The 24639-nt window shown below is 45.2% G+C and carries 19 protein-coding genes; 8 read left to right on the top strand and 11 right to left on the bottom strand.

What is annotated here, in order from left to right:
• Positions 1–26: 26 nt before the first annotated feature.
• A complete protein-coding gene (locus R7Q46_RS14265) occupies positions 27–491 on the bottom strand; it encodes a dCMP deaminase family protein (RefSeq protein WP_005373515.1) in 465 nt (154 codons plus the stop codon).
• Between the two features lie 419 nt (positions 492–910).
• Between R7Q46_RS14265 and vmeY the strand changes: the two genes are divergently transcribed.
• Entirely contained in the window at positions 911–2038 is a 1128-nt protein-coding gene (vmeY, locus tag R7Q46_RS14260) for a multidrug efflux RND transporter periplasmic adaptor subunit VmeY (protein ID WP_017635193.1), read from the top strand.
• An 8-nt stretch (positions 2039–2046) separates the two neighbouring features.
• Complete coding sequence (gene vmeZ / locus R7Q46_RS14255) at positions 2047–5199, top strand: efflux RND transporter permease subunit (RefSeq protein WP_213871421.1); 3153 nt, start codon at positions 2047–2049, stop codon at positions 5197–5199.
• Positions 5200–5288: 89 nt separating this feature from the next.
• Here the strand turns inward: vmeZ and R7Q46_RS14250 are convergent, their stop codons facing one another.
• Both R7Q46_RS14250 and arfB read right to left on the bottom strand, forming a co-directional pair.
• Positions 5289–7058, bottom strand: a complete 1770-nt coding sequence (locus R7Q46_RS14250) for a methyl-accepting chemotaxis protein (protein ID WP_213871420.1) — start codon at positions 7056–7058, stop codon at positions 5289–5291.
• A 100-nt stretch (positions 7059–7158) separates the two neighbouring features.
• On the bottom strand, positions 7159–7572 hold the full coding sequence (gene arfB / locus R7Q46_RS14245) for an alternative ribosome rescue aminoacyl-tRNA hydrolase ArfB (protein WP_017635196.1): 414 nt from the start codon (positions 7570–7572) through the stop codon (positions 7159–7161).
• A gap of 76 nt (positions 7573–7648) precedes the next feature.
• Here arfB and R7Q46_RS14240 point away from each other — a divergent pair, with 76 nt between their 5' ends.
• Complete coding sequence (locus R7Q46_RS14240; protein WP_318077557.1) at positions 7649–8251, top strand: beta-phosphoglucomutase family hydrolase; 603 nt, start codon at positions 7649–7651, stop codon at positions 8249–8251.
• 88 nt (positions 8252–8339) lie between these two features.
• Here the strand turns inward: R7Q46_RS14240 and R7Q46_RS14235 are convergent, their stop codons facing one another.
• Positions 8340–9332: an OmpA family protein gene (locus R7Q46_RS14235; RefSeq protein WP_005373499.1), complete on the bottom strand. Its 993-nt coding sequence runs from the start codon at positions 9330–9332 to the stop codon at positions 8340–8342.
• A gap of 202 nt (positions 9333–9534) precedes the next feature.
• Between R7Q46_RS14235 and R7Q46_RS14230 the strand changes: the two genes are divergently transcribed.
• The 4 genes from R7Q46_RS14230 (at position 9535) to R7Q46_RS14215 (ending at position 13948) form a co-directional block, all read left to right on the top strand.
• A complete protein-coding gene (locus R7Q46_RS14230) occupies positions 9535–9786 on the top strand; it encodes a hypothetical protein (protein WP_151515721.1) in 252 nt (83 codons plus the stop codon).
• Between the two features lie 5 nt (positions 9787–9791).
• Positions 9792–10844 (top strand): 3-deoxy-7-phosphoheptulonate synthase AroG, encoded by a 1053-nt coding sequence (aroG, locus tag R7Q46_RS14225; RefSeq protein WP_017635200.1) that lies wholly within the window; start codon positions 9792–9794, stop codon positions 10842–10844.
• Between the two features lie 159 nt (positions 10845–11003).
• The gene (locus R7Q46_RS14220; protein WP_021035943.1) at positions 11004–12176 is read left to right on the top strand and encodes an MFS transporter; all 1173 of its coding nucleotides are present in this window, start codon (positions 11004–11006) and stop codon (positions 12174–12176) included.
• Positions 12177–12385: 209 nt separating this feature from the next.
• On the top strand, positions 12386–13948 hold the full coding sequence (locus R7Q46_RS14215) for a methyl-accepting chemotaxis protein (protein WP_213871419.1): 1563 nt from the start codon (positions 12386–12388) through the stop codon (positions 13946–13948).
• Between the two features lie 141 nt (positions 13949–14089).
• On the opposite strand, the gene tkt is transcribed toward R7Q46_RS14215, so the two are convergent.
• Both tkt and tal read right to left on the bottom strand, forming a co-directional pair.
• Positions 14090–16081, bottom strand: a complete 1992-nt coding sequence (gene tkt, locus R7Q46_RS14210; protein WP_136976715.1) for a transketolase — start codon at positions 16079–16081, stop codon at positions 14090–14092.
• 125 nt (positions 16082–16206) lie between these two features.
• Positions 16207–17157 (bottom strand): transaldolase, encoded by a 951-nt coding sequence (gene tal / locus R7Q46_RS14205; RefSeq protein ID WP_005373488.1) that lies wholly within the window; start codon positions 17155–17157, stop codon positions 16207–16209.
• A 466-nt stretch (positions 17158–17623) separates the two neighbouring features.
• Between tal and R7Q46_RS14200 the strand changes: the two genes are divergently transcribed.
• Positions 17624–18625, top strand: a complete 1002-nt coding sequence (locus R7Q46_RS14200) for a sugar-binding transcriptional regulator (protein WP_005387670.1) — start codon at positions 17624–17626, stop codon at positions 18623–18625.
• A 165-nt stretch (positions 18626–18790) separates the two neighbouring features.
• On the opposite strand, the gene R7Q46_RS14195 is transcribed toward R7Q46_RS14200, so the two are convergent.
• From R7Q46_RS14195 to moeA, 5 genes are all read right to left on the bottom strand, one after another.
• Positions 18791–19621 (bottom strand): sulfurtransferase, encoded by an 831-nt coding sequence (locus R7Q46_RS14195; protein ID WP_053307244.1) that lies wholly within the window; start codon positions 19619–19621, stop codon positions 18791–18793.
• A 129-nt stretch (positions 19622–19750) separates the two neighbouring features.
• Complete coding sequence (locus tag R7Q46_RS14190) at positions 19751–20251, bottom strand: hypothetical protein (protein ID WP_053307245.1); 501 nt, start codon at positions 20249–20251, stop codon at positions 19751–19753.
• 12 nt (positions 20252–20263) lie between these two features.
• Positions 20264–22369, bottom strand: a complete 2106-nt coding sequence (locus tag R7Q46_RS14185) for an LruC domain-containing protein (RefSeq protein WP_213871418.1) — start codon at positions 22367–22369, stop codon at positions 20264–20266.
• A 176-nt stretch (positions 22370–22545) separates the two neighbouring features.
• A complete protein-coding gene (gene moeB, locus R7Q46_RS14180; RefSeq protein WP_213871417.1) occupies positions 22546–23295 on the bottom strand; it encodes a molybdopterin-synthase adenylyltransferase MoeB in 750 nt (249 codons plus the stop codon).
• A gap of 9 nt (positions 23296–23304) precedes the next feature.
• The gene (gene moeA / locus R7Q46_RS14175; protein ID WP_045412151.1) at positions 23305–24540 is read right to left on the bottom strand and encodes a molybdopterin molybdotransferase MoeA; all 1236 of its coding nucleotides are present in this window, start codon (positions 24538–24540) and stop codon (positions 23305–23307) included.
• Positions 24541–24639 lie beyond the last annotated feature (99 nt).

Here is a 24639-nt window from a genome sequence, read left to right as displayed (position 1 = left end):
GGCTATTTAAATATTAAGATGGAATACTAGCGCACGTCTTTGTCTTCAATTTCAATGTCTTCTAGTGGTAACCAGTCGACTTTCACACCCGCTTGATCGAACATATCTTGACTGACTTGGATTTTATCTCCCCAGCGAGATAAAAAGTCTTCAGACTGTTCAGGGCAGTGTACGTGTGAGATCCCTGTTTGAATGATCTTTGCCGCGCAGTTAGGGCAAGGAAAATGCGTTACCCAAATATCACATCCGTCTAAGTCACGTTTTGAGAACAAAATTGCGTTCTCTTCCGCGTGCAGTGTTTTAAGGTATTTCAACTCGCGCTCATCGGTGTCGACACTGTCAGAAACACCATGCGGATAGCCATTAAATCCAACAGATACAATGCGATTCTGTTTAGTAATAACGGCACCGACTTGTGTTGATGGGTCCTTACTCCAAGACGCCACTAGTTCTGCCATCTGGTAAAAGCGTTTCGCCCATTTAGAAATCATAGTCATCCTCTCTGTCGAAGGCGTTGAATTAATTGAATGATAACCCATTTATATTAAAAAAATAGTCAAAATCGGGGTCTTGAGTATGAAGGCGTCACTTTTTACCTTTTTAGCCAAAAAACGTTCTTATCTTGAGCACTGAATCTCACTTTACGCCCGAATACAATACTCCCGTTAGTGTTTCCAAGCACACGCTAAAATTCGCGATCTCCTAAGGCGTATATTAAATAGTTATGATTGAGTTGTATGTATATTGCTCATTGAATACCACTGTTAACTAAATTACTTTATTTTCCTTTTGTTTCTCATGTTTACATTTAGAAACACCTTGGGCGCTTTTCAGTGAAGTTTTCAGTGGCAGCAAGGAGTAAGGTTGATAGGAATTCAACAATATCCTGTTCTATAAAGACGGTAAATACATGCAAAAGAAACCACTTGTCGCACTAATGGCGGCTACAGCAATCCTCGCTGGATGCGGGGAAGCTAATAATGCCCAAACGAAAGGTCAAGCGCCTCTCGTAGTGACTCAGGATGTCACGGTTATCGACTACCAACCGAGCAAGTCTTATATCGGTCGCATTGAAGCAGTAGAAGATACCAATATTACCGCGCAGATTTCTGGCTACTTAAAAGCTCGTCACTTTGAAGAAGGGCAAATGGTAGAAAAAGGGCAGCTCCTTTACTCTATCGAGCCATCTTCTTTTGAAGCCCAAGTCGCGAGTGCTAAAGCCGCACTTGCACAAGCTAAAGCGGCGCTAAAAAAAGCCGAATTAGATCATACTCGAGGTAAAAACTTGTTGCCTCGCGGTAGTATCTCTCAATCTGAGTTTGATGCTTTAACTGCGGCACTTCTTGGTGCGAGAGCAGAGCTAGAAGCGGCAAATGCTCAACTTAAACTTGCTGAAGTTAACCTTTCCTATACTCAAATCCGAGCACCTTTTAGCGGACGTATTAGTGATACCAAAGTGAGTACGGGTGATCTGGTGTCTCCATCATCTGGCGTGCTGACAACTCTGGTGAGTTTAGATCCCGTTCATACCTCATTTAGTGTGAGTGAGCGTGAGCGTTTAGCTATGGGTATGGATCAAGTAAAAGGTGATGGCTCGGCTGAATCAAACCGCGTTGAAGTTCAGCTTGAACTGGAAAATGGACAGTTTTTTGAGCATCTTGGTAAGCTTGATTTCTTAGGTAATCGTATTGACACCAAAACGGGTACGATTGCTATGCGCGCGCTAGTGCCAAACCCAGAGCAGAAGTTACTTCCGGGTCAACACATCAAAGTGAACTTGAGAGATAAGAACACGAAAGACGTTATTGTTATCCCACGACGTGCCGTACAGACTGACTTAGAAGGTGACTTTGTGATGGTGATGGCTGAGGGAAGTGTGGCAGAGCGTCGTAACGTCGAGCTTGGCCCTCAGGTTGAACAAGGCATTATCATTCGAGAAGGGCTCGATCAGGAAGATACGGTTATTACACAAGGCCTACAACGTGTGCGTAATGGTGTAGAAGTGCGCCTTCAAGCACCTGCTGAAGATAAGCAGTAGGGGGCACTATGTTAAGTCGTTTCTTTATTCAGAGACCTAAATTCGCGCTGGTTATTTCGATCATATTAACGCTAGCCGGCGCGATCTCACTGGCGATTTTGCCAGTGGCTGAGTACCCACAGATAAGCCCGCCATCAGTAAGCGTTTCGGCTTACTACACTGGCGCGAGTGCGGAAGTTGTCGAGCAGGCCATTGCGGACCCCATAGAGACCTCAGTCAACGGCGTTGAGGATATGATATACATGTCTTCAAAGAGCGCGAACGATGGCTCTTACAGCCTAAACGTCACGTTCGATGTTGGCACCGATCCAGATATGGCGCAAGTTAACGTGCAAAACCGCGTGTCACAGATTGAGTCAAAACTGCCTCAAGAAGTTCGCATGGTTGGTGTGACGGTGAAAAAGCGTTCACCTGACTTGCTGATGGTACTTAACTTCTATTCACCTGATGGCAAATACGATGATCAGTTCTTGATTAACTACATTAACTTGAATGTAAAAGATCAGTTGGCTCGTGCGAAAGGTATCAGTGAAGTTAACGTGATTGGTGGTGGCGAATACGCAATGCGTGTTTGGTTAGATCCTGAAATAATGGCCAACCTTAAGCTAACCACGTCAGACGTATACGCCGCTTTGGCTGAACAGAACGTTCAAGTTGCGGCAGGGCGTGTAGGTGCAGCACCATACAACAATCCGCAAGAAGTTCAGTTTAACCTTGTGACCAAAGGTCGCTTGGAAAGCGTGAGTGAGTTTGAGAACGTAGTCCTTCGAGCTAATCCCAATGGCTCTACGGTTTATCTGAAAGATGTTGCTCGCGTTGAACTAGGCAAAAAGTTCTACGATGGTAACGGTAAGTTCCGTGGCCAGGACGCGTCAATCGTTGCGTTGTCTCTTCAATCGGATGCGAATGCGTTAGAAAGTGGTCAGGCCGTCATGGAGCTCCTTGAAGGCTTGAGCAAAAACTTCCCAGAGGGAATGGAATACGAGACCAGCTACGATACAACCGTGTTCGTATCTGAATCGATCAAAGGGGTAGTAAAAACACTGATTGAAGCGATTCTATTGGTGATTGCTGTAACTTACTTGTTCTTGGGTAGTGCGCGTGCAACGTTGATTCCTGTTGTCGCGATCCCCGTTTCTCTGATTGGTACGTTTGCCATCATGCAGGCAACGGGCTTCACCATTAATACGGTTACTTTGTTTGGCTTGATCCTTGCGATTGGTATCGTGGTGGACGATGCGATTCTGGTTATCGAAAACGTCGATACTACCATGGCGAAAGACCCAAGCATTTCACCGCGTAAAGCGACGTTGCTAGCGATGAAAGAAGTAACGGGACCAATCATCACGTCGACCTTGGTTCTACTTGCGGTATTCATACCCGTCGCCATGCTGCCAGGTATCACCGGTATCATGTATCGCCAGTTCGCTTTGACCATCTGTATTTCGGTTGTGATTTCATCCATCAATGCATTGACGCTGTCTCCAGCACTTTGTTCTCTGGTATTGAAGCAGGGTGGGGGCAATACCGCTAACTGGTTCCAGGCTTTCAACCGAGGCTTAGAGCGCATCACTACGCGTTATGGCCAGATCGCTGGTTTCTTGGTGAAGAAGTCTTTACTGCTCGTGACGTTCTTTATAGTTGCTATCGCAGCGGTCACTTTCTTTGCGAAAACCACCTCTACAGCGTTTGTTCCTCAAGAAGATAAAGGCATTTTGCTGGTTAACGTACAGTTACCAGATTCAGCCTCTTTATCACGTACTGAAGAAGTCACCAATGATTTAATGAAAATGATCGGTGAAGAGCCTGGTGTGGATGGTGTGACGGTTGCGAACGGTTACTCGTTTATGACAGGCGCAGCAGCATCAAACGGTGCTTCTGTATTTATCAAATTGCATGATTGGGATACTCGTAACTCGCTGCAAGGAGAGCACTCTGCTAATGCTATCGCGGCACGTATTAACGGGCGAGCGGCGACAGAGTTACCTCAAGCGGTTGTTTTTGCGATGGGACCACCAGCGGTTCCTGGTATGGGCGCTGCGTCTGGTTTTGAGTTTGTGCTTGAAGACACGCTAGGGCGAAGTCGTACCGACTTGTCGATGGTCATGGGAGAAATGATCCAAGCGGCTAACCAAGCGCCTGAAATTGCCTACACGTTTAGCACGTTCCGCGCGAATGTTCCGCACTACTACGTTGATATCGATCGTGAGAAAGCGCAGCAATTAGGTATTTCGCTGTCGTCTATTTTCCAAACCTTGCAAGGCAACTTAGGTTCGCTTTATGTGAATGACTTCACCATGTTTGGTAAGAACTTCCGCGTAACCATGCAAGCTGATAGTCAGCATCGTAGCAGCATGGAAGATCTAGAGCGTTTCCATGTTCGTTCTTCGAACGGTGATATGGTTCCGTTAAGTACGCTAGTGAGCTACGAGCAAGTGTTTGAGCCTGATGTGGCGTGGCGTTACAACATGTACCGCAGTGCTATCATTCAAGGCCAACCAGCTCCGGGTTACTCTAGTGGTGATGCGATTGCCGCAATGGAACGCGTTGCTGCGGAAGTTCTTCCGCAAGGGTACACGTATGAATGGACAGGTATGGCTTATCAGGAAGTGCTTGCGGGCAACCAAGCCATTTATGCGTTTGCGCTGGCTTTGATCTTCATTTACTTGTTTATGGTGGCTCAGTATGAAAGTTGGAGTATTCCACTGGCTATTATTTTGGTGGTCCCAGTAGCCACGTTAGGTTCCTTCCTTGCGTTAAATCTAACTGGCACGCCGCTTAACTTGTATGCCCAAATTGGTCTTGTCTTGCTCATAGCCTTGGCGGCGAAAAACGCAATTTTGATTGTGGAGTTCGCCAAGCAAGAGCGTGAAGAAAAAGATGCTGATATCGATAGTGCAGCGGTTAAAGGAGGCACGTTACGTTTCCGCGCTGTGAATATGACATCTTGGTCATTTATCCTGGGTATCTTCCCGCTTATCTTTGCTGCTGGCGCGGGGCACGTGAGTCAAAACTCACTCGGCGTGTCGCTGATTGGTGGTCTATTGTGTGTGCTTCTAGCAGGTACATTCTTGATCCCAGGCTTCTACGCTCTGGTGCAAAGACAGCGTGAGAAAGTTCATGGCGGCAACACCAAGCTGGTTCCTCTTGATGATGAATAATCACATCCGAAGTGCGCAGTAAGCACGAAGTGACAATTGAAAAAAAGCCCGAAGCAATGATTGCTTCGGGCTTTCTATTTTGAAAAGGGTTATTTTAGCGCAGTTTTGAATTGTGCAACGGCTTCATCCATATCATGAGCTTGAGCAGAGACAGAGTTCACTTCATGCAAGCATTCCTGAGCGGATTGCATGTTATTCTCAGATATTGCGTTTAGCTCGGTGATTGAACCGCTAACTTGGTTCATCACGATACCTTGTTCTTCAATTGCTGAAGCTATGCGCTCCGAATTACCTTGAATTGAATGCATGTCAGTGATGATCTGCTGTAGGCTAGAATCCAGTTTTTCAGAAGCATTAAGTGTTTGTTGCCCTTGATCGTTACATTGATCAATATCAGCAACAACTGTAGACATTTGAGTTTGAATATCTGCAACGACCCGCGTGATTTCCTCTGTGGATTGATGAGTTCGGCTAGCTAGGGCGCGTACTTCATCGGCGACAACTGCAAACCCGCGGCCTTGTTCGCCTGCTCGCGCGGCTTCAATTGCTGCGTTGAGAGCTAGTAGGTTGGTTTGCTCTGCAATTTCTTGGATGATGTTCACGGCACCACCAATTTTATCTACATGCTGATTCAGCGAGCCAATCGACTGCTGGCTGTTTGATAAAATCGTGGTTAGTTGACCGATGTTGGTTACCGTCGCCTCAACAACTCCTCGACCTTGTTCGGCATTATTCGCTGCCTGATGTACGCCTTCTACCGCAACTGATGTGCTTTCAGAGATTTCACCTATTGTGGCAACCATTTGCTGAACTGCCGTCGCCATTGATGCTGTGTGGTCAGTTTGAGTGTGGAATTGCTCCATAACGCCTTCTAACTCACGATGCATATTATCGGTACTTGCAGTGAGTTGCGCCGATTTTTCTTGGGTACTACTAATTAGATGCTCAAGCTTATCCAATAGGTCATTGAGGTGATGACTGATATCAAATAGCTCGTCTTGACCTTTCAAATCAGATCGAAGTCCCATGTTGTTCGTTTCGCTGATACTTCGAATGGTGCCAAGTAAGCTATTCACTCGCGTATTGATTGAACGTGAAATTTGCCAAATCAATGCGAAAATAACGACTAAGATCAGAGCTGTAATGACCTGCTTGATGGTCGACATTTGTTCATCACGTTGTGCGGCAGCAGAGCTAAGGGCTGTGGAAAAGGTTTCAAATTGCTCTTCTACGGCATGAGATAATGCGCGAGTTTCACCGAGTAGGCCTTTGTCATAAGCAACCCCAACAACTTGCTTTTGGGCCGCCAATTGCTTACCTGTTTTGATAAGCTCCGGAGCATATTGCCCCTCAAGCAAGTCACTATTGAATAGTCCTGCTTTTACCGCAGAGTCAAAACGGACTAATGCCAATAACTGCTGGTGGTCTGAACGTTGTTTTGCTTCTAATAGTGCTTGTTCGTAACCAGCGAGAAACCCACTTTTTGAATCAAGCCCGTATCGTTGGTAAGCGCTGACCAGATTCTGAAAGCCCCTTTGGTATGCGAGCAAGTCTTGCTTAAATTGTTGACTGGAAGGTAATTCATTACTCTTGAGTATGTTCGCAAGCTCTTTTTCTGTGTCTATAAACTTGTCAACATTGGCGTCAAATTTATTTAGATATTTGTCATTACTACGTAGTAGGAAATCTTTTTCATTTCTGCGTAAGTTGAGTAAGCGTATTTCTAGATCACCAACGAGTTTGATGGCGTGATTAAGATCATTGCTCTTATTTTCAAAATGGGATGACGTACCCAAAAGGGCCACGATGCCTAAAATGGCGATAACTCCGAGGAAGTAGAGTTTTTGCCTAATAGTCATATTGTTGTTTCCTGAATAAGTAACTAAAAAGAGAAATCCAATGAGATTTCCAAGGGCTAGCAAACGTTGTTCAACTAACATGTCGAGAAAACGACATGCACTAATACAGCACTTTTTTACGTTGCTGTTTTTTCGCTCCGTGCTTGTTTTTTGTATCAAGTCGTCGGCGTTGAGAAGCGCGGGTTGGTTTCGTTTTAATACGCTTCTTCTCCTGTAAAGCGGCAGCTTTTATCAATGCTTGAAGCCGATTTAGGGCGTCTTCCTTATTTTGTTCTTGTGTCCGAAATTGTTGCGCTTTGATGATGATCACGCCATCTTTACTTATACGACTATCAGAAAGTGCAAGTAATCGCTCTTTGTAAAAGTCAGGTAAGCTGGAATGCCGGATATCAAAGCGCAGGTGTATAGCGGACGCTACCTTGTTAACGTTCTGGCCACCATTTCCTTGAGCTCTAATTGGGGATAATTGAATTTCCCACTCTTGAATTGTGACGGAGTTCGAAATTTTGAGCATGATAAGTAAATGCCGGTAAGGACGATTGAAAGAGCTGATAAATTAACATTACAGATGCACAAATAGAAGAAAAGACATGAGCACGATTGATTTTAGACCCTATGAGGGATTCATATTTGATATGGATGGTACTCTAATCGATACCATGCCAGCCCACTTGGCAGCTTGGCAAGCAACTGCTGAGCGTTTTGATTTTCTGTTTTGCCAGGAATGGTTTCACAGTTTGGGAGGGATGCCGAGCTTTAAAATTGTTGAGGAACTAAATCGTGTGCATGAGCTTTCATTAGATCCTAAAACTGTCGCGACATTTAAAATGGAAACATTCGCTGCTATGGAGCTTCATGGTGACGTTATTCCTTGCACGAACATCGTGTTAGAGGAGTATTTAGGCCATAAGAAAATTGCAGTCGGGACTGGCAGCCAACGAGAAAGTGCCATGCGCTTATTAAGTCATGCAGGTTTATTAGACAAGTTGGATGTTGTAGTAACCGCAAGTGATGTAGAGAACCATAAACCCTTTCCAGATACCTTTTTGGTGGCCGCGGAACAACTCGACTTGGAGGCGTCACAGTGTCTTGTGTTCGAGGATACTGAGTTGGGGAAGCGAGCGGCGCATGCAGCTGGTATGGATTGCGTTATGGTGCAAGATAATGAGTTGATCTTTTTCCCAAAACCATAGTGGCAATATCCCTTAATATGAGATCAAAATGGGGTGCAAATGCACCCCATTAATTTTTACCACATCATCGATCATGAATCATAGATGCTTATTCTGGTTGAACTAGCTCTTGGTATTCAAATGAAGGTACCACAACTTCTACCCGACGGTTTTTCTCACGACCTTCGCGAGTGCTGTTGTCAGCAACTGGGTTTTCTTCACCCATACCTTTAACTGTCAAACGATCTGAACCAATGCCAGCTGCGGTTAGGTAATCAGCAACAGATTGAGCACGACGCTCAGACAGTTTTTGGTTGTATGCCGCAGGGCCTGAGCTATCCGTGTAACCAGTAATCTCTACTTGAGCTTGAGGATATTCGTTCAAGAATGAAACAAAGTTGTCCAGACGTTCAGAAACGGACTCTGTTAATTTAGCACTATCGAATTCAAACGTACCTGTACCGTACTCTTCTTTGTGCACCTTGCTCATCATCACTGGTTCTGGATCTGGCTCGATCACTTCTTCCGTTACAACTGCTGCAACAACTGGAGCTGCTGCGAATTTGTAGTTAACACCGATACCAAAGAAGTTAGCATCCATGTCGTCCCACACGTCGTCAGACATATCTTGGTAGCGTTGGTATTCAGCGCGAACACTCCAGTTTCTATCGATCGAGTATTCAGCACCCAAAGAACCTGTTGGGACAAAGTCTGTTTCGTCATCAGACATCATGTAAGCACCACCGATCTTAGCAAATAGATTCCAAGAGTCGTTTAAGTGCCAGTTGAATTTAGGTGCAAGTGTTAAAGCCGTTAGATTGCCGTCAATCGTATTAATCGTATTAGCCCCTGACCTAGAGTTTCCTTCATAGTCGCCTAAGAAGTCTACGCCGTACTCTAGCCCGATGATATCGGTAAAGTCATAACCGATATGTAGTCCTGCACCGAACGCTTCATCATCACAAGGGCTATTTAGATAGCAAGCGTCGTCAAGTGTAGTCATGCCCACTTTGCCCCCGATGTACATTTCAGCTTGAGCAGAGTTTAAAAGCGCGCTACTACCAGCTACCACTGCTGCTACTGCAATTGCTACTTTGTTCATAATGTTTCCTTGTATTGATTGCATATTAACTTCTACTTCGTTTTATCAAAAAATTAGAAAAAACCAGCGTTTATAAGAAATTAGTTTAATATTCTAATCATTTCATATCAAGCAACAATATATTTGAACTTGATCAACATTTACTACCCAAAAATACCTCACAAACTTCTGATATTTCTTACATTGTAGTAAAGATTTTTTGGTGCATAAGAAAATTGATGATTATTTTGAACTTTTTTTCGTAAACTTTACTTTACATTGTGCGCAGTGGTTAACGGGTGGTTTTTATTTGCATTTATTTGCAAAAACTGATTGCAAGTCTACGCCTAAGCCGATAAGTTACTTAAACGCTAGACAGAAAATGACCACAGCCCTTGATGCTGCTCGCTTTGTGAACAATGTTGCAATGAGTTCAGTTGGTAAAAATGGGGTCGGAAATAAAACCAGGAAGTAGAAGTAATGTTTCAAACTGATGATGTAAGAATAAATAGAGTAAAAGAGTTATTGCCACCTGTTGCAGTATTAGAGAAGTTCCCAGCGACTGAAACCGCTTCTTCGACCACTTTTGATTGCCGTAACGCCATTCACAATATTCTTGAAGGAAAAGACGATCGATTACTCGTGATCGTTGGCCCGTGTTCTATTCACGATCCGGCTGCCGCGGTTGAGTACGGCAAAAAGCTAAAAGTACTACGTGATGAACTGGGCGAGCAGCTTGAGGTTGTTATGCGAGTTTATTTTGAAAAGCCGCGTACGACCGTTGGTTGGAAAGGCCTTATCAATGACCCTTACTTAAATGACACCTATAAGCTAAATGATGGTCTACGTATCGGACGTAAACTTCTTCTTGATCTAACCGATATGGGCTTGCCAACGGCAAGTGAATTCTTAGATATGATCACACCTCAGTACGTGGCGGATTTGATCAGTTGGGGCGCTATCGGTGCTCGTACGACAGAATCTCAGGTTCACCGCGAGCTAGCTTCTGGTCTTTCTTGTCCTGTAGGTTTCAAAAACGGTACAGACGGGAATATTAAAATAGCGAGCGACGCGATTCGTTCTGCAAGCGCTTCCCATCACTTCCTTTCAGTAACAAAATACGGTCATTCCGCGATCGTAGAAACCGCTGGTAATCCAGACTGCCATATTATTCTACGTGGCGGTAAAGAACCAAACTACAGTGCAGCACATGTAGCTCAAATTAAAGATGAGCTGGACACCGCAGGTCTGCCGAAAAAAGTGATGATTGATTTTAGCCATGCTAACAGCTCGAAGCAGTTCAAGCGTCAAATGCTGGTGTCTGATGATGTATCCGAACAAATCTCTGCTGGCGAAGAAGCCATTTTTGGTGTGATGATCGAGTCTCATTTAGTTGAAGGTCGCCAAGACTTAGTGGATGGCAAAGCAGCCACTTATGGTCAGTCGATTACTGATGCATGTATTGGTTGGGAAGATACGGAAACGGTACTTCGTCAGCTTTCTGATGCAGTAAAAGCGCGCCGCAACAAGTAAGCTCAACAGAAAAACTTTTTAAAAGCGAAAAGTGAATAGTGAAGAGCCAGAGGTACTATGCCTCTGGCTCTTTTTGTTGAGAATTACTCTCATATCTTTCTATTGTTTCTGCTTTCCTATATGTTATCTGTATACGCTGTAACCAAAAGGAATTTGGAATTGAATCGTAATGTATGGCTTCTATCCCTCTGCCAAGCCTTATTAATGACAGGGAATATTTTACTCATATCTGTTATTGCCCTTATTGGCAAAACACTTGCGCCGTCATCAAGTTTTATCACATTACCAGTTGCACTGCAGTTTTTGGGACTGATGGCCGCGACAATTCCTGCGTCGCTAATTATGGGCAAGTTAGGGCGTCGCCTTGGTTTTAGCCTTGGTAATGTCATTGGCATTTTGGGTGCTAGTCTAGCGACGTATGCATTAAGTCAACAAAACTTCTATCTGTTCTGCATGTCTACGTTTTTGCTTGGTGTTGGTATAGGTTTCGGTACTCTATACAGGTTTGCTGCCATTGAAGTGTGTGAAGAGTCGGCAAGGCATAGGGCGATTTCGATATCTATGGCGGGTGGGGTGTTAGCGGCGATCCTTGGGCCTAATCTGGCCGTGTACTCGCAGCAGTGGTCAGATGATGGCTTATACATTAGTGCATTTGCTGTGCTTGTCGTGCTTTATATAACCGCGTTGGTTGTGCTACAAACCATTCGTTTTCCACCTGCACACACGCAGGCGCTACACGCTAAGGCGGATAAGCTGAGACTGATTATTCGTCGACCTAATTTCATGCTGGCAGTTATCGCGGCAATGGTTGCGTACGCGGTGATGAACATTTTAATGACAGCAACTCCTTTAGCGATGATTGGTTGTGGCTTTGATTTTGATAAAGCGGCGGGAGTGATCGAATGGCACGTGTTGGGTATGTTTGCACCTGCGTTTGTCACGGGCCGTCTGATAGAGCGGTTTGGCGCTAAGAATATGATTTTGGCGGGTGGGTTGCTATTTGTTGCTTGTATTGGAATTAATATACATGGAGTGTCTATATGGCATTTTAGTCTTGCTTTAATCCTGTTAGGAATAGGGTGGAACTTTATGTTTATCGCAGCAACCGGGCTGTTTAGTCAAAGCTATGAAGCGAAAAACAGAAGCAAGGCTCAAGCGTTTAATGAATTCTTCGTGTTCAGTTGTGTCACCATCACCGCATTACTATCTGGTTGGCTTGAGTCTACCGTAGGTTGGCAGAATCTTAATTTGTATGTTCTTCCATTTGTGTTACTCGTTATCGCGATGTTTGCGTTAAAAACGAATAAAAAGCCAGAATCACAAACCGCTTAATTGAGGCTTAATATATAACCCGGCCGATCGTGTCGGGTTTGTTTATTAGCTCAAATCAACAATCTCTTCTTTATGTTTTTATCGATAATGTGAATTCCCACAATAAAAATGTCGATTTGATAAGACTTTTTATCTAACTTTTTGTAATAAAAATAAAAATCCTGTATATATCTTGCCGAAAATCAATAAAAACTAAAGAAGTTTCGTCTATGTCAGCCAATATTTCTCATAAAGCTCAAGAAACTCTCGTGAGGGAGTCTGAGGAACTCGTCTCAACAACAAACTTACAAGGCGTTATTACATATTGTAATGAAGCCTTTTGCCGCGTTGCTGAATACACTCACGAAGAACTTGTCGGTCAGAACCATAATATAGTTCGTCATAATGATATGCCTAAAGCCGCTTTCGGTGACATGTGGGCACGCCTTAAACAAGGTAAAGCCTGGCGTGGAATGGTTAAGAATGCCACTAAGTCTGGCGGTTACTATTGGGTTGATGCTTATGTCACCCCTATCTACGAAGACAACCATGTTGTTGGGTATCAATCAGTGCGCGTGAAACCAAAGCGAGAGTGGGTTGATATTGCGACAAAAGCCTACAAAAGCATGCGTGCTGCAGAGAAGTCTGGTCGAACTTGGTCGTTGAAAATCAATGAAACCATTCGCTATGCGATTCTACTTGGTGCACTAACCGCACCTGCAACCGCATATGCGTTGTCTGTTGAAGGGCCGTTGGCTTGGCTTGCAAGTGCGTTACCTGCAAGTGTTCTGGCTCTGTTATTCCGCCAAGAGTTAATTGATACACCTCAGCAACTTAAAAAGTTACAAAAGCAATATGACAGCGTAAGTCGCTTGATCTATTCCGGTAACACGGCATTTTCGATTGCCGATTTCCATATCAAAATGCTATCCGCAAGAATTCGAACCGTGTTAGGAAGAATGACTGACTCCGCATTGCCTTTGCAGCATTGCGCCGAAGAGCTCAGTCAAACAACAGCAGAAGTCTCGGCTGCATTAAATCAGCAAAATACCGATATTCATCGTGTGCGAGATGCTACCCAAGAGGTGGAGTTGTCGGCAAATTCGGTTTCTTCGAGTACCAATGATGCCCATATGTTGATTGATGATACATTGAAGTCATGCTTGATGGCGAAGGAGACCATCGATCAAACGCACACCAATCTAGCGAAGTTAAGCCTTCAAGCTGAAAAAGCGACGGAAACGACGTATCAACTGAGTGATCAGGCGCAGAAGGTGAACCATTTGATGGAAGAGATTGGTGGGATCGCAGAGCAAACCAATTTACTGGCACTCAACGCGGCGATTGAAGCGGCAAGAGCAGGGGAGCAAGGTCGTGGTTTTGCTGTTGTAGCTGATGAGGTCCGCGCGCTTTCTGGGCGAACATCCAATGCAACTGAACAAATCCAAGCCTCTATCTCCACTATGTTGGCAACGATTCAAAGTTGGCAGAAAGATATTCTGGCAAACAAAGAGCAAACCGATGCCTGTTCTCAAGTAGCAGAACAAAGCGCGTTGCGTTTGTCTGAAGTTGAACAGATGATGCAAACCATGAGTGGGCTGATGGTTGATGTAGCAGAAGCGGCGAATAACCAGTTAAAGCTATCTAGTGATGTAAACCAGCACATTCATTCTATTGCTTCGACCGCAGAACAAAACTTGGCAGCAACACATTCAGTTGAGCAAAATAGCCGACAGTTGAAAGACCAAGTACAAGATTTCTATCAGCTCGCACTTCGATTTGAAGACAAATAGTCGTAACGAAAGTTGTGATGTTTATGTCCTGGCTGCGTTTATGCGAATAGGAGCCAGATAAAAGAAAGCCCCGCCATTGCTGGTGGGGCTTTTCAGTTTTCACATTCGCAATAGAGAAAACTGACTATCTTTTTACTGCAATTACGCGAGTAGCTCTTTTGCTGTGTTCACTACGTTTTCAGTCGTGAAACCAAACATTTTGAATAGTTCGCCGGCTGGTGCAGATTCACCGAATGAAGTCATACCAATGATGCGACCGTCGAAGCCTACGTACTTGTACCAGAAGTCAGCAATACCTGCTTCAATTGCGATACGTGCTGTTACGTCTGATGGCAGTACAGCTTCACGGTAAGTGGCGTCTTGTTTGTCAAATGCATCTGTTGATGGCATTGAAACAACGCGTACTTTCTTACCTTCAGTAGTTAGCTGTGCTGCTGCTTCTACTGCTAGTTCAACTTCAGAACCTGTTGCGATAAGGATTAGCTCTGGCTTGCCTTCGCAATCTTTCAGAATGTAAGCACCTTTCGCGATGTCTGCTACTTGTTCTGCTGTGCGCTCTTGTTGCGCAAGGTTTTGACGAGAGAAGATAAGTGCTGTCGGTGCATCTTTACGTTCAATCGCTAGTTTCCAAGCTACAGCGGACTCAACTTGGTCACATGGACGCCATGTGCTCATGTTTGGTGTTAGGCGTAGCGATGCCATTTGCTCAACTGGTTGGTGAGTTGGACCATCTTCGCCAAGACCGATAGAGTCATGCGTGTACACTTGGATGTTCTGAATTTTCATCAGCGCAGCCATACGCATTGCGTTACGTGCGTACTCCATGAACATTAGGAATGTTGCGCCGTAAGGAACGAAACCACCGTGTAGCGCGATACCGTTCATGATCGCTGTCATACCGAATTCACGTACGCCGTAGTGGATGTAGTTACCAGAGAAGTCGCTTGCTTCTAGAGACTTAGAACCAGACCACATGGTTAGGTTAGAAGGTGCTAGGTCAGCAGAGCCACCCATGAACTCTGGTAGTAGAGCACCAAATGCTTCTAGAGCATTTTGAGACGCTTTACGTGATGCAATGTTTGCTGGGTTAGCTTGAAGATCAGCAATGATTTGGCTTGCTTTTTCTTCCCACTGTGCAGGAAGCTCGCCGTTTACGCGGCGTTTAAATTCAGCTGCCAGCTCAGGGTACGCTGCTTCATAAGCTGCAAATTTCTCGTTCCACGCTGCTTCCTTAGCTGCGCCTGTTTCTTTCGCTGACCATTCTGCGTAGACTTCTTGCGGAATTTCAAAAGGACCGTGCTCCCAACCTAGTTCTTTGCGTGTTGCTGCGATTTCTTCTGCACCTAGTGGCGCACCGTGACAATCGTGTGAACCAGATTTGTTTGGTGAACCAAAACCGATGATAGTCTTAGTACAGATAAGTGTAGGACGTGGATCCGCTTTCGCTGCTTCAATTGCTGCGTTGATTGCGTCAGCATCGTGACCATCGACTGCAGGGATTACGTGCCAACCGTAAGCTTCGAAACGCTTAGGTGTGTCGTCAGAGAACCAACCTTCAACGTGACCGTCGATAGAGATGCCGTTGTCATCCCAGAACGCGATCAGCTTGCCTAGACCTAGAGTACCTGCAAGAGAACATGCCTCGTGCGAAATACCTTCCATCAGACAGCCGTCGCCCATGAACACGTAAGTGAAGTGGTCAACGATGTCGTGGCCTTCTTTGTTGAACTGTGCTGCTAGCGCTTTTTCAGCTAGAGCCATACCAACCGCGTTAGTGATGCCTTGACCTAGCGGACCCGTTGTGGTCTCGATACCTGGCGCGTAACCGTACTCTGGGTGACCAGGAGTTTTAGAGTGAAGCTGACGGAAGTTTTTCAGATCGTCGATAGACAACTCGTAACCTGCAAGGTGCAGTAGAGAGTAAATCAGCATTGAGCCGTGGCCGTTAGACAGCACGAAACGGTCGCGGTCTGCCCACTCAGGGTTTGATGGGTTGTGGTTTAGATGAGAGCGCCAAAGAACTTCAGCGATGTCAGCCATACCCATAGGTGCACCTGGGTGACCAGAGTTAGCTTGTTGAACACCATCCATGCTTAGCGCACGGATTGCATTTGCTAGATGTTTACGATCCATAGTGATTACTTCTCGATATTTGATTTAAATAGAGGGAACTCGCCGAAACAAGTTCAAATAGAATTTTTTGAAAATAGTGCTGATGGTAAAAGCGAGTAGACGGGCTACTCGCTTTTGATAAGCAATTAAAGCTTAGCTTCGATCATCGCTTCTAGTTTGCCTTGGTCAACGGCGAAGTTGCGGATACCTTCAGCCAGCTTCTCAACAGCCATTGGGTCTTGGTTATGTTCCCATAGGAATTCAGCGTGAGTCATTGGTGCTGGACGCTCAGCTGCGCCTTTAGAATCAACTAGTTTCTCAACTACTTCACCTTCAGCTGCTTCTAGTTCTGCAAGTAGAGCAGGAGCGATAGTTAGACGGTCACAACCAGCTAGTTCTAAGATCTCACCGATATTACGGAAGCTTGCGCCCATAACTACAGTTTTGTAGCCGTATTCTTTGTAGTAGTTGTAGATCTTAGTTACAGATAGTACGCCTGGATCTTCTTGAGCTTCGAAGTCACGGCCTTCTTTCGCTTTGTACCAGTCCATGATACGACCAACGAATGGCGAGATTAGGAATACACCCGCTTCTGCACAAGCACGTGCTTGAGCGAACGAGAATAGAAGCGTTAGGTTACAGTTGATGCCTTCTTTTTCTAGGATCTCAGCTGCGCGAATGCCTTCCCAAGTTGAAGCCAGTTTGATAAGGATACGGTCGTTAGTGATGCCAGCATCGTTGTACATTTTCACTAGTTGACGAGCTTTCGCTACGCTGCCTTCCATATCGTAAGATAGACGAGCGTCTACTTCTGTAGAGATACGACCTGGGATAGTTTTTAGGATTTCTTTACCGATGTTTACTGCAAGCATGTCACAAGTGTCTTGAACTTGTTGAGCTTTGTCGTTGCTCTGTGCTTTAGCGTATTCGATTGAAGCATCGATTAGAGGTGCGTACTCTGCGATTTGAGCGGCTTTAAGGATAAGAGAAGGGTTAGTTGTTGCGTCTTCTGGCTGATACTTTTTAATTGCATCAATTTCGCCAGTGTCTGCTACTACAGTCGTTAGTTTACGAAGTTGCTCTAACTTGTTGCTCATAATCGATCATCCTATTTAAATGGGCTTAAGCGTGATTTTTGTTATCACAGCTTGTGCATTTGCAAGCGAGTTAGCTAACCGTCTCATCGCATTTAATGAGACATCTGCTCAGCCAACTACGGAAAATTTCGTTACCGAACAAATGCTATGAACATTTGATCGATAGCTGAGTAAATGATGTGTCCATATTTATCCTATCTATGCTGAAAGTCAATCGCTGAAATGGACTTATAGTGAACTTCATCAACGTTTTTTTACTGTGTGTTTAGTGGTTAACCCAAATAAACGTTTGCCCTTATTGTTCAAAGCTTGAGCGTTGTCCAAGAGGGTAAAAAATTGTAGTGAGAAAATGTTATTGCGATGAGCAAATGTAGCGTTTAAATTGATAAAGAACATATGCTAAGTCAATGAGCATATGTTCACTTATTGCATACAATATCGATCCTCTTAAAGGGCGAGAGAAACCATGAGCAGTTCTAATCAAGATATTTCCATTGAAAACACGGATTTGTTGACAGAGATTTCCGTCGCGTATTATCAAGACGGTGCGACTCAGGAAGAGATATCGAGAAAATTTGCCATATCACGCGCAAAGGTCGGGCGAATGCTCAAGCAGGCGCGTGATGAAGGCATTGTTGAAATTACCGTTAAATACCATCCGGTGTTCAGCGCCAAGATCGAACAACGTTTGATCGAGCGATTCGGCGTTAAGCGCGCGCTTGTTGCTCTTGATCAACCGAATGAAGAAGCGCAACGACTACAGGTATCGGGATTGGTGTCCAATTATCTCACTAGCACGCTCAAAAACGGCATGGTGGTGACGGTCGGACAAGGGCGCAACGTGTCGTCTGTCGCTCACCATATTGGTGTTATTACGCCGCGTGACTGTAAATTTGTGTGTGGCATTGGTGGTATTCATCCGCGTGGCGGTATGTATAACGCCGACCATATTTGTCGTCAGTTGGCGAAGAAATATGGGGGGACCTCTGAAACCCTTTATGCGCCGGCTTACGCAGAAAATAGAGAACAGAAGTTGGCCTTCATGCAAAATGCAACCGTGAAACAAACGCTCGACCTAGCACGTAAAGCCGATGTTGCTTTGGTTGGTATTGGTGACATGAGCGAAAACAGTTACATGGTCGACTTAGGTTGGTTTACGCCTGATGAAGTGGTTCAGTCGAGACTTCAACAAGGTGTGGTAGGGGATTTTGCAGGTTATGACTTCTTTGATATTCACGGTAATGTAGCGAACACGGTAATGAGTGACCGAGTAATTGGACTTGGTATTGAAGAGTTTCGGCCGATCTCGGAAGTCATTGCGATCGCAGCTGAGAACAGCAAGCCACTCGCTCTACTCGGAGCATTAAGAACTGGAGCGATAGACGTGATCGCCACGAGCGTTAGTAACGCATTAACCGTGCTCAACTTAGATGAGCAAATGCACGGTAACGCGACATCTGAACGCTAACGGAAATAGTCGGCTTTTGATGTAGTCAGGCTATGAGGAGGGACAAATCACTCATAGCCAGTTTCTATTTCGAAATGACAAGTTTGGTTTAGAAGCTGCGTTTAGTTTATTGGAACACATCATCTTTAGATAAACGTAAGATACTTTGTTAAACAGACACTTGTCTTAACGCTCGATAGGTAGAGAGTGGTCAGCACCCCATTCGGTCCAAGAACCGTCGTACACCGACAGATTGTCTAGACCAATTTGATACGCCGCGAGTAATAAAATGCATGCGGTTACACCGGAACCGCAGCTAAAAATAATCGAATTGTCACTATCTATCGTTAGTGCGCTAAATATCTGTTGCAACTCTGAGTTTGGTTTAATGTGACCGTTGGTCAAGAGTTCTTGAAACGGTAAGCAAACCGAATTTGGAATGTGCCCACTACGTAGACCTTCTCGTGGCTCAGGCACTTCACCAAGGAAGCGAGCTTTGGCTCTGGCATCGATGATGTTGGCACTTTTATTGGTTGAATGAGCAAGAACATCTTGTGCACTCAAAAAGGCATTTTGGTTGAGCTTGCCCGCAAAGTTGCCTTCTTCGCTTGGTTGCGATAGGGCACTTTCGGCAGGGAGTCCTGCTTCAATCCAAGCTGGAAGACCGCCGTTTAAGACTCGAACATTATCATGTCCCATAGCTTTGAACATCCACCAAGCTCTTGGCGCGGCTAAAGTGCCAGAGTTGTCGTAAACCACAATCAAATCTTCGTTGTTCAAACCGAGTTGTAGCGCACTTTGGTTGAAGCCTTCTTCTGTTGGCATCATATGCGGCAGGGAAGAACCGGGTAAGCAAAAGTCATTGTCGTAATCAAAGCGTAAAGTATTTGGAATCCACTTATCTTGAATCTTTTTGCCTTCAGAAGGGATTTGAAACGCAATACTAGCGTCGAGGAGCTTGACGTTAGGTTGGCCGAGAAGGCTATTGAGTTCATCAGTACTAATCAGTGCTTGCATTGTCTTTAGTTTGCTAGGTGGATAATCTTACTGTTTTACAACAAAAAAATCGCATGTTCAAAAGAACGATGCGATTTTTAAGTTAAAGATTGAAGATTTGTTCTGAAAGACAGCTTTCGATTTACCCAGTTACATGGTCCAAGTGTTGTCTCCAGAAGTAATCACTTTCTGAATTGGGTCACTACCGTCATAGAACCAAATTTCAACAAGTAGGCTACCTTGGCTATCAGAAACATTAAAGTCGACATTTGCTGTACCATTGTTGAGTGGAACCGATGCGACTTTGCTTGGGTATTTTGCATCGTAGTTACCTGAACTGTTCTCGACAAACTCTTTGTACACGCTTAGGTGTGCTCGTTGTGAAGAGAAACCACTGATGTCTACATTGAGCGTACCTTCCGTCACTGGGTTGTAGCTAAAGCCATCTGGTACTACTAGATCCTGCATGGTTGCATCTTCTACAGTTACGGTAGTCTCTTCTACGGTTGTTTCTTCCTGTTGGGTTGTGTCTTCCTCTGCAACGGTGGTTTGGGTTGGTGGAGGTGGTGTACTGTTACCACCTCCGCCGCCACCGCCTCCGCCACAAGCCGTTAGTGCTAATCCCATGATGATTGTGATAAGTGCTTTCATAATGTTATCTCCCTATGGAATGTAGCATTTGTTAGGTGTTGGAGCGGTGTGCCAATCTGTGCTTAGTTCGCCACCAGACTCAGCCCAAGTTTGGAATTGAGGGTATGCATCGACCATGTCTACACGCTCTAGCGGCCAATCCCAATCTTCTACTATTAACAGTGCCCAAGGTAAGTTGTTTGCTGTTTTGAAGTACACACCTTGTGCTGGGTCACTTGCATCGACGCCGACACCGAAGAGGTTTTGGTCATCAAACTGTTCTGTTGGTGCTTGGTCTGCTAAGTGAACTTCCCATTTACGACCTGGTTGGAAGGTAATCCCGTCGCCATGGTAAGTCCCCGGCGTTGCGAAGATGAACGGGTCGTATGGCATGGCTTGAATCGCAGAACGGTCAGAGCCTTCAGTGAAGTACACATTCAAGGTAAAGGTGAGTGAGACGTTATCATCACAGCCAGACTCTGTGCGGAAGTAGCTACAGCTGCTCGCCGCGTGTGTGCTTAAGTCTTCACTGATGATGAAAATTGCTTCATCAGAAATACTTTCCAAGCCATTAGATGCTTGCTCTACACCATTGAAGGATAGCGTTGTTAATCCGTTTTCAATCGAGCTTCTCAATACACCCGGTAGTCGGATTGCGAAGCCATTTTTGTAACTTGCGCCGTAAGCCGCTAGGTCGCCAGTAATTTGAATACTCTCAACATGACCAGCAAGACTGGTTTCAGTGATGCGGAATTTCACGACCACATCGTTCATGTCGTAGTCTGCGGTGTATGGCCAATTATCTTCATAAGCCACGGTGGCGTAATCTTCTGCACTCGGGAAATATTTCACTGAGTAGCCATTACCAGTGATGGTAATTGGGTAATCTTCCACCTCACCAGATGTCGAACCACCATCGTAGTTTAATCCGGTTTGTTGGCTAAAGCGGAATCGACTCCAGCTTGAACCTTCTGTTGCAGCGGTTGAAACTACAAACGGTAGGGGATTATTACCCGCAGACAGTAATTGGTCGGTAAAGACTTGCTCACCTTCATCATCAAAGTCACCATCGCGGTTCCAGTCAAACCATGCTGATAGGTAGCCAGAAGTAGAAGCTGTCACATTCACAATTGAGCTTAAGCCTGGATCAAGTGCGGATACAAAACCAACACCATCTTCATCAGCTGTGCCCACAGAGTTATCGTTTGCCTGTCCGTCGGCATCACCATCTGGAGCGACGGAACCAAGCCAAGTTACACCGTCCACTTCGTGACGAGGACCGTTTGACGCAAGTGTTGTGTGGTAGCTGTCTGGAGCATCACCGAAATCAATTGGCTCGTCTTCGTTAATCACCGGAGCATTTGCACAACGTGCACCGTCATTTTGGCTTGAGCTTGGACCGTTGGATACAAACTCAACCGCAGGAACGATACCTGCTGCGATATTGGCTGCGTTACCTTCCGAAAGGTCAACGCGATAGATTTTGCCATCTTGGTTACGTGACACGTAGTAGTTGCCGTTTACATCGAAGTAGCCAGCACCAAATGTGCCTTTCTCACCTGTGTCACCTATCGCAGTTGCGCTACCATTTGATGGGTTGAACTGATATAGCACACCAGAGTTGTTGTCGATGCCGTAAAGGGAGCCATCACCTGGATGGAATGCAAAGTCGGTTAGGTTCACAGTCGCTGTTGAGCTGATTTTCACGATGCTCAATGTCGCATTTGGATCAGAATCGAGCGGAGAAAGGTCAATGGAGAAAAGTCCTTTGCCTTTGCGGTACAAGTAGTAGACGTGGTTGTAAACGTCACCTACGTAAAACGTGTGGTCGGTAGGAAGACCCGAAACATCAAGTGTCTCTGCTTGGAAGTCTTGACCAAGACGAACAATCTTTTTGTTTGTGGTGTCGTAGCCGTAGATATAACGGTCAGTGAAGTTAAAGCCTACACCGTTGATGCCCGAAGCCAAACCTGTGTCGTCCTCTAAAAGAGTCGTAGAGCCTGTAACCAAATTGACGCCATAGATTTGAACCGGGGTTGATTGGAACAGGTATGCTTGGCTTGGGCACGTATCAAATGGCGCCGCTTGTGCGTAAGCGCTCGCTATTAGAGACCCAAGTAGTAGTGATGTCCTTTTCATAATTCGCCCTCTCATTGGTTCGTGATATATGCAATGAAAGGAATGTGCCAACTTTTAAGTTGTTGAATTTTATTGATTTAATATTTGTAAGAAGAGGGGTTTTAAATCTGATTGTCAAAATGAGAAAAAAGCCCAACATCGAGTTGGGCTTTTTGGGAATGATTAGAGGTTTAGAACTAACTACAAACCGGACAGGTTGGCATTTTCATCAGATTCATTTCTCGCCAAGACATGCTGAGCGCGTCCAAAATCAGAATTTTACCTTTCATTGGTTGGCCGTAATCAGCAATAACTTTGATCGCTTCCATCGCTTGTACTGCGCCAACAATACCTACAACAGGCGCCATGACTCCGGCTTCGACACAACTTAACGCACCGCTGCCGAAGAGGGCACTTAAGCACTGGTAACATGGTTGCGTTGGGTCGTCGTAAGTAAACACACTCACTTGGCCTTCCATACGAATGGCCGCGCCTGAAATTAGCGGTGTTTTGGTCGCAAAACATAGGCGGTTAAGTTGATTGCGCGTATCGACGTTATCTGATGCATCGACAACAATAGTGTGCTGCTTAATCAGGCTCTCTAACGCGGTATCATCAAGACGTTTTGCGATGGTATCTACAATGATGTGCGGGTTAAGCTCACGCAGTGCATCGGCCGCCGAGTCTACCTTCTTACGACCAATATCCGCATCGTGGTGCAGCACTTGGCGCTGAAGGTTAGACAGCTCGACGATATCATCATCAATCAGCGTGATTTTACCAACACCAGCCGTCGCCAAATATTGGCTCGATGCACAGCCTAAACCGCCAGCACCAAGCATCAATACCGATGCTTGTTTGAGTGCTTCTTGTCCTTCAAAGTCAAACTGACGAAGAATGATTTGGCGGTTGTAACGCAACATTTCCTGATCGGAAAGAATATCCACAACGTCTTCCTAGTAAAGGGTTGAGTTGAATAGTTGAATCTGAACCGTTTCGCCCACTTCAACTCGGCCGCGTTCACGTTCCAATACAACAAAACAGTTCGCTAGGCTCATTGAGCGGAATGCACCAGAGCTTTGGTTACCGGTTGTTTCAACCACAAACTTGCCATCTTCCAATGTATAGATACCACGTTGGTAATCGGTACGACCTGGCGCTTTCTTAAAGGCGGTTTTGGTTGTTGCTGGAATAGACTCGGGTGCTTTCCATTCGGTATGGCCTGCAAGTTTTGCCAGCATTGGTTGAACAAGCACGTACATAGTCAGAACTGCAGAAACCGGGTTACCTGGCAGACCACAGAACCAAGCTGTACTTAGCTTACCAAATGCGAAAGGTTTACCCGGCTTGATTGCTAGCTTCCAGAAACCGATTTCCCCAAGTTCTTCAAGAATGTCTTTGGTGTAATCCGCTTCGCCTACACTGACACCGCCTGAGGTCACAACCACATCTGCCAATGTTTGCGCTTGTTCAAAGGTTGCTTTTAGAGTCTCTGGGCAATCTGGAATGATGCCAAGATCTACGGCTTCACAACCGAAGTTCTCAATAAGCGGTTTAATGCCGTAACGGTTACTGTCGTAGATTTGACCTTCGTCTAGGGGCTCGCCTAGTGGTTTAAGTTCATCACCAGTAGAGAAGAAAGCAACTTTTGGCTTACGTACTACTGTCACATGGCTCACACCAAGAGACGCAATCATCGGAATATCGCGAGGTGTTAAACGTGCGCCTTTTGCCAGCACGATGTCGCCTTGTTTGATGTCGTCACCTGTTGGACGGATGTTGTTTTGCGGCTTCACGTCAGTTTGGTTGAACTGAATACCAGTATCCGTTACTTCTGTGTTTTCTTGCATGATAACGGCATCACAACCCTGTGGGATTTTTGCGCCAGTCATGATGCGAACACAGGTACCTTGAGGCCATTCACCTTCAAAAGGTTGTCCTGCAAATGATTTACCTGCCAGAGGCAATACAGAAGATGACTCAAGATCTTGAATGCGAATAGCGTAGCCATCCATTGCTGAGTTATCGAATGGCGGTACGTGAATAGGAGACAAGATATCTTCTGCCAGTACAAAACCGAGTGCTTCAGCAAGTGGAAGAGAAAGCGTTGTTTGGATAGGTTTGATTCGCGATAGCATTTTGTCCATCGCTTCTTCAATTGGCATCAAGCCAGGTGCGTCGCAGCAGCCCATTGAGAAAATCCTGTGTTCTTTTGTTTTGTGGCAACTTTACCATAAAAAGGGGACCGAGTAAGAATGTCCACCTATAAAATATGGGTGTAATTATTCAAA

Source organism: Vibrio sp. 811, assembly GCF_033339195.1.
This window is presented reverse-complemented; position numbering and strand designations above follow the sequence as displayed.